The organism is Pseudomonas sp. AFG_SD02_1510_Pfu_092 (assembly GCF_003331055.1).
Lineage (GTDB): Bacteria > Pseudomonadota > Gammaproteobacteria > Pseudomonadales > Pseudomonadaceae > Aquipseudomonas.
The window spans coordinates 16968-30919 of sequence record NZ_PUQD01000037.1; the positions used below are offsets into that span (position 1 = coordinate 16968).

The 13952-nt window shown below is 64.8% G+C and carries 11 protein-coding genes; 6 read left to right on the top strand and 5 right to left on the bottom strand.

Going from position 1 to position 13952, the window contains the following annotated elements; translation table 11 throughout:
- Positions 1 to 100: 100 nt before the first annotated feature.
- The 4 genes from C6A77_RS16235 to edd all read right to left on the bottom strand — a co-directional run bounded on the left by C6A77_RS16235 (position 101) and on the right by edd (position 5221).
- On the bottom strand, positions 101 to 1555 hold the full coding sequence (locus tag C6A77_RS16235) for an ATP-binding protein (RefSeq protein ID WP_114170381.1): 1455 nt from the start codon (positions 1553 to 1555) through the stop codon (positions 101 to 103).
- A complete protein-coding gene (gene gltR, locus C6A77_RS16240; protein ID WP_114170382.1) occupies positions 1536 to 2261 on the bottom strand; it encodes a two-component system response regulator GltR in 726 nt (241 codons plus the stop codon). The genes C6A77_RS16235 and gltR overlap by 20 nt, the downstream gene beginning before the upstream one ends.
- 180 nt (positions 2262 to 2441) lie before the next feature.
- Complete coding sequence (locus tag C6A77_RS16245; protein WP_114170383.1) at positions 2442 to 3398, bottom strand: glucokinase; 957 nt, start codon at positions 3396 to 3398, stop codon at positions 2442 to 2444.
- Positions 3395 to 5221 carry a phosphogluconate dehydratase gene (gene edd, locus C6A77_RS16250; RefSeq protein WP_114170384.1) on the bottom strand — a complete coding sequence of 609 codons (1827 nt, stop codon included), beginning with the start codon at positions 5219 to 5221 and terminating at the stop codon, positions 3395 to 3397. The genes C6A77_RS16245 and edd overlap by 4 nt, the downstream gene beginning before the upstream one ends.
- Positions 5222 to 5485: 264 nt before the next feature.
- On the opposite strand from edd, the gene gap reads away from it, so the two are divergent.
- From gap to C6A77_RS16280, 6 genes are all read left to right on the top strand, one after another.
- Positions 5486 to 6487, top strand: coding sequence for a type I glyceraldehyde-3-phosphate dehydrogenase (gene gap / locus C6A77_RS16255; protein WP_114170385.1), 1002 nt, complete (start codon positions 5486 to 5488; stop codon positions 6485 to 6487).
- Between the two features lie 182 nt (positions 6488 to 6669).
- Complete coding sequence (locus tag C6A77_RS16260; RefSeq protein ID WP_114170386.1) at positions 6670 to 7182, top strand: sigma-70 family RNA polymerase sigma factor; 513 nt, start codon at positions 6670 to 6672, stop codon at positions 7180 to 7182.
- Positions 7183 to 7252: 70 nt separating this feature from the next.
- Positions 7253 to 8215 carry a FecR domain-containing protein gene (locus C6A77_RS16265; RefSeq protein ID WP_114170387.1) on the top strand — a complete coding sequence of 321 codons (963 nt, stop codon included), beginning with the start codon at positions 7253 to 7255 and terminating at the stop codon, positions 8213 to 8215.
- A gap of 201 nt (positions 8216 to 8416) precedes the next feature.
- The gene (locus C6A77_RS16270) at positions 8417 to 11005 is read left to right on the top strand and encodes a TonB-dependent receptor (RefSeq protein WP_114170388.1); all 2589 of its coding nucleotides are present in this window, start codon (positions 8417 to 8419) and stop codon (positions 11003 to 11005) included.
- Positions 11006 to 11145: 140 nt separating this feature from the next.
- Positions 11146 to 11739, top strand: coding sequence for a biliverdin-producing heme oxygenase (locus C6A77_RS16275; protein WP_114170389.1), 594 nt, complete (start codon positions 11146 to 11148; stop codon positions 11737 to 11739).
- Between the two features lie 55 nt (positions 11740 to 11794).
- Positions 11795 to 12220: a YbaN family protein gene (locus tag C6A77_RS16280; protein ID WP_114170390.1), complete on the top strand. Its 426-nt coding sequence runs from the start codon at positions 11795 to 11797 to the stop codon at positions 12218 to 12220.
- Here the strand turns inward: C6A77_RS16280 and arcD are convergent.
- On the bottom strand, positions 12187 to 13614 hold the full coding sequence (arcD, locus tag C6A77_RS16285; protein ID WP_114170391.1) for an arginine-ornithine antiporter: 1428 nt from the start codon (positions 13612 to 13614) through the stop codon (positions 12187 to 12189). The two genes, C6A77_RS16280 and arcD, sit on opposite strands and share 34 nt — an antisense overlap.
- Positions 13615 to 13952: the final 338 nt, after the last annotated feature.

A 13952-nucleotide genomic window follows, 5' to 3' on the forward strand; every position in this document is an offset into this window, starting at 1 on the left:
TGCCGGCCTCTTCACGGGTAAACCCGCTCCCAAAGGCGCCCACAAAAACCTGTGGGAGCGGGTTCACCCGCGAAGGGGCCGGCACAGGCAACGCAAAACCTCAGTCCATGCCCCGTGGCAGGTACAAGGTCACCCGCAGTCCACCCTCGCGCAGGTTGAGCAAGCTCACCTCCCCACCGTGGCTATGGGCGATGTTGCGCGCAATGCCCAACCCCAGCCCATAGCCCTGCTGCTGCCCGGCCAACCGGAAATGCGGCTCGAACACCTGCTCCAGCTGCTGCTGCGGCACCCCCGGCCCTTGGTCATCCACTTGCAGGACAAACCCCTCGGCATCGTCGAGGATGCGCAGCCTGGCCCGTTCGCCGTACTTGATGGCGTTGTCGATCAGGTTGCCGATGCAGCGCCGCAACGCCAGCGGCTTGCCCGGGTACGGCGCCAGCGCCCGGCCTTCGAGGGTGATGCGGCCATCGCCGAGGTAAGGTTCGGCAAGGATTTCCAGCACCTGGTTGAGGTCGACCGGCTCGATGTTCTCGTGGATATCGGTGTCCTTCACGCACTGCAACGCGCCTTTGACCAGCAGCTCGAGCTCGTCCAGGTCCTGGCTGAACTTGGCCTGCAGGCGCTCGTCCTCCAGCAGCTCGACGCGCAGGCGCAACCGGGTGATCGGCGTGCGCAAGTCATGGGAGATGGCGCTGAACAGCTGGCTGCGCTCGGTCAGATAGCGGCTGATGCGCTCGCGCATGCTGTTGAACGCACGCCCCACCTCGACCACCTCGCTGCCGCCACCTTCGGCCACCGGCGCCACATCGGCGCCCAGCGACATTTCCCGGGCGGCACGCGCCAGACGCTTGAGCGGCCAGCTCTGCCAGTGCACCAGCAAGCCGATGAACAACAGCAGCAAAGCCGTGGTCAGCACGATGAAGCCGATCTGCTGGCGGGGCAGGCGCTCGGCTTCCAGGCTGGTGTAGGGCTCGGGCAGCAATGAGGCGATGTACAGCCACTCGCCCTCGCCCAGGCGAATCTGCGTGACCAGCACCGGCGGGTTGAGCGGTTCCAGGGTCAGTGAGTAATGCGCCCAGGAGCGTGGCAGTTCGTCGAGCTTGAGGCCGCTGTTGAAGATCCGCAGGTCGTCGGGGCTGACGAACTCCACGGAAATGTCCATCTGCGAGCCCAGGCGCTCGTGCAGCACCTGCTGAAATACCTCGATCACCGCCTGCTTGCGTGGGGTTACGGGCAGCACCGGCATGTCCAGCGGCCTGGCGTTGAGCGACACGAAGAAACGGGTGCCGCCCATGCTGCGCAACTGGTCGAGCACCATCGGCCGATAGCCCACCGGCAACGACCGAAAGTAGCTGACGCTGGCGCTCATCGAATGGGCCAGGCTGCTGGCGCTGGCGCGCAGGCCTTGCAGCTGGCTGGCACGCAGCTGGGCAACCCAGATGATGCTCGACAAGCCCTGGGCCAGCAGCACCACCAGCAGGGTCAGCAGCAGCATGCGCCCCAGCAGCGAGCGCGGCAGCAGCCGCCAGCGCCGCTCAGGGCGCACAGCAGACATGGGCAGCCAACAGATAGCCGCTGCCGCGTACGGTGCGAATCAGCCGGGGCGGCTTTTCGGTATCGCGCAGGCGCTGGCGCAGGCGGCTGACCGCCATGTCGACGATGCGGTCCAGCGGCATCGGCTCGCGGCCGCGGGTGGCGTTGCCGATGGTGTCGCGGTCGAGAATCTGCTGTGGGTGGTCGAGGAACAGCTTGAGCAGGGCGAAGTCGGCGCCCGAGAGAATCACCTCCTCGCCATCGCGATGGAACAGGCGGTGGCTGACCGTGTCCAGGCGCCAGTCGTCGAAGGCCAGCACGGCACTGCCGGGTGTCGCCTGGCCGAACTCGGCGCGGCGCAGCAGGGCCTTGATCCGTGCCTGCAGTTCGCGCGGGCTGAAGGGTTTGCCCAGGTAGTCGTCGGCGCCCAGTTCCAGGCCGATGACCCGGTCGGTTTCGTCCGAGCTGGCGGTCAGCATGATGATCGGTACCCGCGCCTGGCGCGGGTGCTGCCGTACCCAGCGGCACAGGCTGAAGCCGTCTTCGTCGGGCAGCATGACATCAAGGATGACCAGGTCGCAGGCGGTGCTTTCAAGGGCGCGACGAAAGCCTTTGCCGTCGGCCTCGGCATGTACCTGGAAGCCGGAACGGCTCAGGTAGGTTTGCAGCAGTTCGCGGATTTCCTGGTCGTCGTCGACCATCAGGATCGATTTGCCGGCAGTGCTCAAGGTGGTCCTTCCTCTTGTTGATTGCAGGTCTTTTTGCCTGCTGTCCGGTGTTGCCTTCTGGGGCTGCTTCGCTGCCCATCGCCGGCAAGCCAGGCTCCCACAATTAGTGTACGAATCCAGGCTTGACGCGATCGGTGTGGGAGCTGGCTTGCCGGCGATTGGGCCGCGCAGCGGCCCCTTTCAACCCAACGCCTGCTGCAAGGCCACCCCGGCCCCCAGCAATCCGGAAAACTCCGCCGTCACCAGCCACACCGGCACACCGGCGAAGTAGCCACTCATGCAGCCCTTGTCGGCGAAGCTCGCGGCAAACCCGCTGCGCAGAAACAGCTCGGCAAAGCGCGGGATCACGCCGCCGACAATATAAACCCCACCTCGCGCGCCCAGGGTCAGAACATTGTTACCTGCGACACGCCCCAGAAACCGGCAGAACTGCTCGATCACCGCCAGCGCCCGTGGCTCGCCGCCCAGCGCCGCATCGGTGATCTGCGCCGGGGAAGTGTGTCGGGGGGTGTCGCCGTCCAGTGCGCAGATTGCCTGGTACAGGCGCAGCAGGCCACCGCCACTGAGCACGGTCTCGGCACTGACATGGCCGATCTGGCTATGGATCTGTTGGTGAATCGCCGCTTCACGGGCATTGCCCACCGGCAGGTCGACATGCCCGCCCTCGCCCGGCAAGGCGCACCAGCGCTGCTCGCCCAGGCGCAACAGCGAACCGACGCCCAGGCCGGTGCCCGGGCCGATGACCAACGCCGGGCGCGCAAGGTCGGCCTGGCCCGGGCACACCTCACGGAATTCGCCTTCGCGCAGGCGGGTCATGCCCAGCGCCATGGCGGTGAAATCATTGATCAGCAGCAGCTGCTCGAGCTGCAGCCTCTGGCAGAACGCGAGCCGGCTCAGGCGCCAATGGTTGTTGGTGAAGCGGAACTCGTCACCATTGACCGGCCCGGCCACCGCAAGGCAGGCCGCAATCAGCCCACCGCGCGCAATGCCCAGGCCTTCGAGGTACGCCTCGATGGCTTGCTCCGGGCTGGTGTAGTCTTCGGTCGCGAAGACTTTCACCTGGTGCAGCTGGTTGTCACGCCACAACGCAAAACGGGCATTGGTGCCACCGATGTCGCCAACCAGCAGGTCCTTCATTTGAGCTGCTCCAGGGCCGAGGTGAAGGCACTGGCGCCCTGCTCTGCCGGGCTGAACGCCATGCGCATGAAGCCGAACAGCTCGCGCCCGCAACCCAGGTCATTGCCCTGCGGTGCTGGCGGCAGGTCGCGGCTGGCAAGTTCTTCGGCCGAGACCATTACCCGCAGCGTGCCTTCGACGCCATCGACGCGCACCATATCACCATCGCGCACGCGTGCCAGCGGGCCGCCGTCATAAGCTTCGGGGCAGACGTGGATGGCCGCCGGGATCTTGCCCGAGGCGCCGGACATGCGCCCGTCGGTAACCAGCGCCACTTTGTAGCCACGGTCCTGCAGCACGCCGAGGAATGGCGTGAGCTTGTGCAGTTCCGGCATGCCGTTGCAACGCGGCCCCTGGAAGCGCACCACGGCGACGAAGTCGCGCTCCAGCTCGCCGGCCTTGAACGCATCGGCCAGCGACTGCTGGTCGTGGAACACCCGCGCCGGGGCCTCGACCACCTGGTGTTCGGGGGCGACGGCGGACACCTTCATCACGCCCCGGCCGAGGTTGCCTTCCATCACCCGCAGGCCACCTTCGGCCGAGAACGGCCGCGCCACCGGGCGCAGGATGCTTTCGTCCAGGCTCTGCCTTGGCCCTTCGCGCCACACCAGCTTGCCATTGTCGAGGAACGGCTCCTGGGTGTAGCGGCGCAGGCCGTGGCCGGCCACGGTATTGACGTCTTCGTGCAGCAGCCCGGCATCGAGCAGCTCACGGATCAGGAAGGCCATGCCGCCAGCGGCCTGGAAGTGGTTGATGTCGGCCTTGCCGTTGGGGTAGACGTGGGACAGGGTCGGCACCACCTCGGACAAGTCGGCCATGTCCTGCCAGGTCAGCTGGATACCCGCCGCCTGGGCAATCGCCGGGATGTGCAGGGTATGGTTGGTCGAGCCGCCGGTGGCGTGCAGGGCGACGATGGAGTTGACCAGCGCCTTCTCGTCGACGATTTCGCCCAGCGGCATGAAGCTGCCGCTGGCCTTGGTCATGCGCGTGACCTGTTGCGCAGCCTCGGCGGTGAGCGCATCGCGCAGCGGCGTGTACGGGTTGACGAACGAGGCGCCCGGCAGGTGCAGGCCCATCACTTCCATGACCAGCTGGTTGGTGTTGGCCGTGCCGTAGAAGGTGCAGGTGCCCGGGCTGTGGTAGGACTTCATTTCCGACTCCAGCAGCTCTTCGCGGCTGGCCTTGCCTTCGGCGTAGCGCTGGCGCACGTCAGCCTTCTGCTTGTTGGAAATGCCGGAGACCATCGGCCCGCCGGGGACAAAAATGGTCGGCAGGTGGCCGAAGCGCAGCGCGCCCATCATCAGGCCGGGGACGATCTTGTCGCAGATGCCCAGCATCAGCGCGGCGTCGAACATGTTGTGCGACAGGGCCACGGCGGTGGACATGGCAATCACTTCACGGCTGGCGATGGCCAGCTCCATCCCCGGCTCGCCCTGGGTCACGCCGTCGCACATGGCCGGCACGCCACCGGCGAACTGGCCGACCGAGCCGACTTCGCGCAGGGCTTGCTTGATCTGCTCGGGGAAGTGCTGGTACGGCTGGTGCGCCGAGAGCATGTCGTTGTAGGCCGAGACGATGGCCACGTTGGCCGCGTTCATCAGGCGCAGGGTCTGCTTGTCGTCGCTGCCGCAACCGGCCACGCCGTGGGCGAAGTTGGCGCACTGCAGGCTGGCACGCATGGGGCCGTCACTGGCCGCGCCGCGAATCAGCTGCAGGTAGCGTTCGCGGGTGGCACGGCTGCGCTCGACCAGCCGCTGGGTGACCTCAAGGATGCGCGGATGCATGTACTGGACTCCAGGCTAATTGTAAGGGCGGTTTACCGGGCATTTCCCCTCCAAACGATTGCGGCCTAGGCTCAAGACAAGGAGCCCGCTGCATCGGTGGAGGCAGGTCGCCCAACCACTCGTTGTATGTTTAAACAAAATACTGCCATTAAAAAGGCTTGTTTTCTATCCGCCAGTGAATAATCTTGTAATTCCAACAACAAAACCGTTTCAGTGAAGCTCCTTTGTGCCACAGGTTTCACTCGGACTGCCAGAGGTACTGCCATGACTCTACGCATCGCCATCAATGGATTCGGCCGCATCGGCCGCAACGTCCTGCGCGCACTGTATACCCAAGGCTACCGCCAGGACTTGCAGGTCGTCGCCATCAACGACCTGGGCGACAGCGCCATGAATGCCCACCTGCTCAAATATGACAGCGTGCACGGCACCTTCGACGCCAGCGTCGAAGCTGACCACGAAAGCCTGACGGTCAACGGCGACCGTATCGCGGTCAGCGCCATCCGCAACCCGGCCGAGCTGCCGTGGAAGGCCGAGGCGATCGACGTGGTGTTCGAGTGCACCGGGCTGTTCACCGAGCGCGCCAAGGCCGCCGCGCATCTGGCTGCGGGGGCCGGCAAGGTGATTGTCTCGGCACCGGCCAAGGGCGCCGATGCCACCGTGGTGTACGGGGTCAACCATGATGTTTTGCGGGCCTCGCACCAGATCATTTCCAATGCGTCCTGCACCACCAACTGCCTGGCGCCGATCGCCCAGGTGCTGCACCGCGAGTTCGGCATCGAACAGGGCCTGATGACCACCATCCACGCCTACACCAACGACCAGGTGCTGACCGATGTCTACCACAGCGACCCGTACCGTGCACGTTCGGCAACCCAGTCGATGATCCCGAGCAAGACCGGCGCTGCCGAGGCCGTGGGCCTGGTGTTGCCGGAACTGGCCGGCAAGCTCACCGGCATGGCCGTGCGGGTGCCGGTGATCAACGTTTCGCTGGTCGACCTCACCGTCAACCTCAAGCGCGAGGCCACGGCCGAGCAGGTCAACCAGCTGTTCCTCGAGGCCAGCAAGCATTCGCGGGTGCTGGGTTACAACGCCTTGCCGCTGGTTTCCTGCGATTTCAACCACAACCCGCTGTCGTCGATCTTCGATGCCAACCATACCCGGGCCAACGGGCGCATGCTCAAGGTGCTGGCCTGGTACGACAACGAGTGGGGGTTCAGCAACCGCATGCTGGATAACTGCCTGGCGTTGTGCAACGCCCGTTAAGCCTTGGCACGTTCCCATGTGAGCAGGGCCGCTCTGCGGCCCATCGCGACACAAGGCCGCTCCCACACGGGGAGCCAGGGCCGGTGGACTCACAATCTTTACCTTTTCCTAACATTTCCAAACTTGACCTGCGGCATGGATGATAAGCATTATCATTAACCATTCGTCGGCCAGGTCCCCCTGTGAGTCAGTCCCGGTTCAACTCCGTCTTCCTCGTTCAGCGCCTTACTTTGCTGCGTACTCTGCAGCGCATGGTCGGCAACCCCAGCACGGCCGAGGACCTGCTGCAGGAAACCTACCTACGGGTGTCCCGCGCCCTTGCTGAGCGGCCCGTCGAACACATCGAACCGTTCGTGTTCCAGACCGCACGCAACCTGGCCCTCGACCACCTGCGCGCGCGCCGGGTGCAAGCGCGCATGCTGGTCGACGATGTGCCCGACGAGGTCCTGCACAGCGTGGCCGCACCCACCACCAGCAACGAGGATGCAGCCCATGCCGAACAGTTGCTCAAGCACCTGAGCGTCAGCCTCGAGCAGCTGAGCGAACGCCAGCAACGCATCTTCATGCTCAGCCGCCTGCAGGGTGCGACCTATCTGGAAATTGCCGAACAACTGAAGGTTTCGCCCAGCACGGTACAGAAGGAGCTGAAACTGATCATGGCGATCTGCATGGGCGTCGCCGACCGCCTCAAGTGAGGTCGCGCAAAGCCCTTGCCACACCCCGCCTCAGCCTTGATCATTCGCAAAAACCCTTCAAGGACTTACCGTGACCGACAGCCCCGCTCACCGCCCGTCACCCGCCGGGCCCAGCGCTCGTGCCCGTGCCCTGGACGAGGCGCTGGACTGGCTGGTGCGCCTGCAATGTGCCGACGCCGAGGACACCCGGGCCTTCGCCGCCTGGCTGGACGCAGCGCCGGAAAACGCCGCAGCCTATGTCGAGGCGGAGGCCTTGTGGAACGGCGCACCGCTGCAGCAGGCGGCGCTGCAGATGCACCAGCAACAGCGCCGCTCGTGGCGCCGGCGCCTGGGTAGCCACTGGAAACCCCTGGCCACGGCGGCGCTGCTGCTGGTCGGGCTGATCACCTTCGGCAACCTGCCCGTGCGCTTGCAGGCCGACCACCTGACGCTGGTGGGCGAACGCCAGCGCCTGCAGCTCGAGGACGGTGCGAAAGTGCTGCTCAACACCAATTCGGCATTTGCCAGCGACCGCCGTGATGGCCGCGAGGTCGCCCGCTTGCTGCAAGGCGAGGCCTATTTCCAGGTGCCTGGGGGTGCGCAGCTGCCGCTTGAAGTACAAGCCGGGCCACTGCGCGCGCAGGTGCGTGATACCGACTTCGCCGTGCGCTACCTCGACGGCGAGGCGCAGGTGCGGGTGCAGCGCGGCGATGTCGACCTGCAGGGCGCCCGCGAGCAGCGCATCCGCCTGAGTGCCGGCGACAGCATCAGCGTCGGGCCACAAGGTTTTGGTCAGCGCCAGCGCCCCGACATGCACAAGGACCTGGCCTGGGTCGACGGCCGCCTGGTGTTCGAGAATTGCCCGCTGAGCCAGGTGCTGGCCGAAGTGCAGCGCTACTACCCAGGTTGGATCATCAACCGCAACGCGCGGCTGGACGGCATGGCGGTGACCGGCAACTACCGCCTCGACCAGCCTCTGCAAACCCTGCGCGCGCTGGCCCACATCACCTCGGCGCAGCTGCACGAGTATCCGGCGCTGGTCATCCTGAACTGATCTGCCGATCGATCTTCAGCCAAATCTGAAACCCGACACGCTCCCACAGATATCGCGGTACAGATCGACAGACCGGGATCCAAGTTTTTTTACGCGGTCGCGCTACCCCGCCCGTCTCGTTATAGCCAATGCAACTGATTCTTGTTTGAAAACGAGAACAGCCACTACCTATAACAGTCCGCGCATCAGGGAGCGCTTTCGATGCCCACAGGTCTTACCCGCCCCTTTACCCTTCCCCGCCGTACAGGGCAGTTGTCCCTGATCACCCTGGCCTTGTTCGCCAGCGCCGCCGGCAGCCTGCCGGTGCTGGCCGCCGAGCCGGCCCAGGCCAGCAGCCCGCGCATGGGCGACTACCGCTTCAGCATCGGCCAGCAGCCGCTGGTTTCGGCGGTCAATGCCTTCAGCCAGGTCACCGGCTGGCAGGTCGGCTTCAGCGCCGACCTGGCCGATGGCGTGGCCTCGCCGGGGGTGCAGGGTTCGCTACCGGCGGAAGCTGCGCTCAAGCGCCTGCTGCACGGTACCGGCCTGGGCTTTCGCAAGATCGGCAACGGCAATGTGGTGCTGGAACGCCAGGCCAGCGGCGCGGTGGTCGCCCTGCAACAGGTCACGGTCAGCGCCACCCGTAGCGCTCAGGACGTCAGCCAGGTGCCAAGCACCGTCAGCGTGCAGACCCGCGAGCAACTGGACCGGCAGAACGTCAATTCTATCCAGGACCTGGTGCGCTACGAGCCGGGGATGTCGGTTGCCGGCACCGGCCAGCGCAGTGGCCTGAACGGCTACAACATCCGTGGCATCGACGGCGAGCGCATCCTCACCCAGGTCGACGGCGTGTCGATTCCCGACAGCTTCTTCTTCGGCCCGTACGCCCAGACCCAGCGCAACTACGTCGACCCGGAAGTCATCAAACGCGTGGAAATCCTCCGCGGCCCGGCTTCGGTGCTTTACGGCAGCAACGCCATCGGCGGCGCGGTGAGCTACTTTACCCTCGACCCGGACGACATCATCAAGCCCGGCAAAGATGTGGGCGCCCGCCTGAAGACCGGCTACAGCTCGGCCGACGAAAGCTGGCTGACCTCCGCCACCGTCGCCGGCCGCCAGGGTGACTTCGACGGCCTGCTGCACCTGAGCCAGCGCAACGGCCACGAAACCGAGACCCACGGCGGCCACAGCGGCACCGGCCTGTCACGCACCGAAGCCAACCCGATGGACGCGCGCACCACCAACGTGCTGGCCAAGCTGGGCTGGAACTACGCTGATGAGGCGCGTCTGGGCTTCACCTACGAACGCTACAAGGATGACCGCGACCAGAACATCCTCAGTGCGGTGGGCGGGCCGTTCATTCCAGGCTTTGGTGCCTCGGGCTACTACAAGGCGCGTAATGGCAACGACACCATCACCCGCGAACGCTTTGCCATCAACCATGAGTTCGGCCTGGATGCGCTGGTCGCCGACCATGTGAAGTGGAGCCTGAACTACCAGCTCGCCAAGACCGACCAGCACACCGAGGAAGTCTACGCACCACCTGGCCGCCAGGTGCTGCGCACCCGCGACACCACCTACAAGGACCGCCAGTGGGTATTCGACGCCCAGCTGGACAAAGCCTTCAGCCTCGGCGCCACCGATCACCTGCTGACCTACGGCACCACCCTCAAGCATGAGAAGGTCACCGGTTCGCGCAGCGGCACCGGCACCTGCCTGGCCGTTGGCTCAGGTTGTTCCGCCGCGGGCGCCGAGCGCCCGGCAGACGGCCAGGCGCTGGTCAGCGACTTCCCGGACCCGACCGTGAACACCTACAGCCTGTTCGTGCAGGACGAAATCCGCTGGAACGACTGGACCTTCCTGCCTGGCGCGCGTTACGACTACACACGCATGGAGCCCAGGTTCACCAAGGAATTCCTGCGTGGCCTGGAGTCCACCGGTACCGCGCCGACCGCCCAGGACGACGCGGACAAGAAGTGGCACCGCGTCTCGCCCAAGTTCGGCCTGACCTACGCCTTCAACGACAACTACACCTGGTATGGCCAGTACGCCGAAGGTTTCCGCACCCCGACGGCCAAATCCATGTACGGCAAGTTCGAGAACCTCGAGCAGGGCTACCGCGTAGAAGGCAACCCGGGGCTCGAACCGGAAAAGAGCAAAAGTTATGAAACCGGCCTGCGCGGCAACTTCGAGGCTGGTAATTTCGATGTGGCGGTGTTCTACAACAAGTACCGCGACTTCATCGACGAGGACGCCGTGAAAGGCGCCAATCTGGAACAGACGTTCAAGGCCAACAACATCAAGCACGCCACCATCAAGGGTGCCGAGGTAAAAGGCCGCCTGAACCTCGACCACTTCGGTGCGCCGCAGGGCTTGTATACCCAGGGCTCGATCGCCTACGCCTATGGCCGCAATGACGACAGCGGCGAGCCGCTGAACACCGTCAACCCGCTGAAGGGCGTGTTCGGCCTGGGTTACGAGCAACAGCACTACGGCGGCCTGGTGAGCTGGACGCTGGTCAAGCGCAAGACCCGTGTCGATGACAGCACCTTCTACTCGCCCGACGGCTCGACCTCCAAATTCCGCACCCCGGGCTACGGTGTGCTGGACCTGACCGGCTACTACAAGCTCAGCGATGATGTGACCATCAACGCCGGCCTGTACAACCTCGCCGACAAGAAGTACTGGCAGTGGGACTCGGTGCGCAGCTACGACGGCCAGGGCGAAGCGGCCTTTACCCAACCGGCCAACATCGATCGCTTGAGTATGCCGGGGCGCAATTTCGGTATCAATGTGGTCTGGGATATCTGACGCTGTCGCCTGCACCGGCCTGTTAACGGGCGCGCCCACGAACAGGCCGGCGCAAGCGACACCACAACCCGTTTTTTTTACTGTTTCGTCTTCGCTGTTTCGTCTTGTAACTGAACGCCTCTTTTTCCAAGGACTGCCCCATGACCGACCGCCCTGCCCTGCGCTCCCAGCGCCTGAAACAGCTTACCCAGGCCCCGCACACCAGGCTGGATGCCCTGGTCCACTCCCACGCCCCGTTCGACAGCCGCGAAAGCTTCGCCCGCTTCGTCGTCGCCCAGTACCTGTTCCAGTCCGAGTTGCAGCCGCTGTACAACGACCCGCAACTGATTGCCATCGTCCCCGACCTGGCCGAGCGCTGCCGCGCCGAACAGGCTCGCCTGGACCTTGCCGACCTCGATACCGCCGTGCCAGCCGCCGTACCAGGCGCGCTGCACCAGCCGGGCCTCGGCGAGGCGTTGGGCTGGATCTTCGTCTCCGAAGGCTCCAAACTGGGCGCTGCGTTTCTGATCAAGCGTGCCGTGGCCCTGGGGCTGTCCGACAGCTGTGGTGCCCGCCATCTGGGTGAGCCCGCCGGTGGCCGTGCCGAAGGCTGGAAGCAGTTCATTCGTATTCTGGATGGCCTGGCGTTGTCGGCCGAAGACGAGGCCGCTGCCGAACGCGGCGCAGTGGCGGCCTTCGAGCGCTTCACCGAGTTGCTCGCGCACGCCTATGCTGCCGATGCCGCGCTGGCCTGATGTATCGCACCACGGCCACCCTACCGGTGGCCGAAGCGTTTTATGCAGTGAGAACATGACCCGACCCGCCCGCTCGAAACTCGCCCGCCTGCTGTATGCGACCCTGGCTTATGTGAGCCTGGGCGTGGGCCTGGTCGCGATCGTCATTCCCGGCCTGCCGACCACTGAATTCATCCTGCTGGCCGCCTGGGCGGCCACCCGCAGTTCACCGCGCCTGTCTGCCTGGCTGGACAACCACCGGTTGTTCGGGCCGATCCTGTACAACTGGCGCAATGGCAAGGTGATCCAGCGCCGCGCCAAGGTCAGCGCGACCCTCAGCATGCTGCTGTGCGCAGGCCTGATGCTGACGTTTCTGCAACACCACTGGCCGGTGTTCCTGGCCATCGCCGGCATGGCCTTGGGCAACCTGTGGATCTGGTCACGCCCGGAGCATGCCTGCCCTGCCCGTCACAAGCTCAGCAGCCCTGAAAAAAGCGCATAGGCTGCCAGCGCGGCGCCCGCCAGCACGGCGGCGAAAATCAGCTTTTCCCAGCGGGTGAACAGGGTTTGCCCCTGCTCATGCTTGGCCCTGGCGAACAGGATCACGCCCGGCGCATACAGCAGCGCCGACAGCAACAGGTACTTGAGCCCGCCGGCGTACAACAGCCACACGGCATACAGCAGGGCGACCAGTGCCACCAGCAGGTCCTTGCGGCGCAAGGCCGGTTGCCCGGCGTAGGTTTCTGCACGTACCGCCAGCAACACGGCGTAGGCCGCCGACCACAGGTAGGGCACCAGAATCATCGACGAGGCCAGGTAAATCAGGCTGGTGTAGGTACCGGCGGAAAACAGCGTGATCAGCAGGAAGCCCTGGATCATGCAGTTGGTCAGCCACAGGGCGTTGGCCGGCACCTGATTGGTGTTTTCCTTGGCGAGGAAGCGCGGCATGGTCTTGTCCCGCGCCGTGGCGTAGAGAATTTCGGCGCACAGCAGCGCCCACGACAGCAGCGCGCCGAGCAGCGAAACCGCCAGGCCGAGGCTGATCAGCAAGGCGCCCCAGGGCCCGACGATATGCTCCAGCACCGAGGCCAGTGACGGGTTCTGCAGCCCGGCCAGCTCCGGCTGGGTCATCACCCCCAGCGACAGCACGTTGACCAGTACCAGCAACGCCAGCACCCCGAGGAAGCCGATCACCGTGGCCTTGCCGACATCCGAGCGGCGCTGGGCGCGCCCGGAGTACACGCTGGCGCCCTCGATGCCGATGAACACGAACACCGTCACCAGCATCATGTTGCGCACCTGTTCCAGCACGCTGCCGAACTGCGGATTGCTCAGGCCCCAGATGTCCCGGGTGAAGATGTCGGCGCGAAAGGCGAATGCTGCGATCACCACGAAAATCAGCAGCGGCACCACCTTGGCCACGGTGGTCACCTGGTTGATGAAGGCCGCCTCCTTGATACCGCGCAACACCAGAAAGTGCACCGCCCACAACAGCAGCGAGGCGCAGCCGATGGCGATTGGCGTGTTGCCTTCGCCGAACACCGGGAAGTAGAAACCCAAGGTGCTGAACAGCAGCACGAAGTAGCCGACGTTGCCCAGCCAGGCGCTGATCCAGTAGCCCCAGGCCGAGGAGAAGCCCATGTAGTCGCCGAAACCGGCCTTGGCATAGGCGTACACCCCCGAATCCAGCTCCGGCTTGCGGTTGGCCAGGGTCTGGAACACGAACGCCAGGGCCAGCATGCCGATCGCCGTGATACCCCAGCCGATCAGCACCGCGCCGACATCGGCGCGCGCCGCCATGTTCTGCGGCAGCGAGAAGATCCCGCCGCCAATCATCGAGCCGACCACCAGCGCGATCAGCGCGCCCAGGCGCAGCTTCTGTCCCGGTTCGCTCATGAGCCTCCCTTTTTTTCACCCGCCGTCATGCGTTTGAAACAGCCATGCGGGCCATATAAACATGCTGACTTATAAGACTTCTGGCTAATCAAGCTATAGCACTAATAACCGCTTTGTCTATGCCTTGCGTTGGCTAGAAAACTGGCAACTGAAGGGCAACTAGCAAAGAAACTGATAAAACTCGAAATTCTTCTGAAAAATTTGCGAAAGCGGCAAAAGCGGCTAGCTTCAAGCATCGCAGGCTGACAGAGCGATTGCTCTAGAAGGACATGGAGGTGCCAGCGCGCAAGGCCTGCAGCAGAAGCTGTCGGCACTCTCCAGGAGCACCCGTGAAGGAA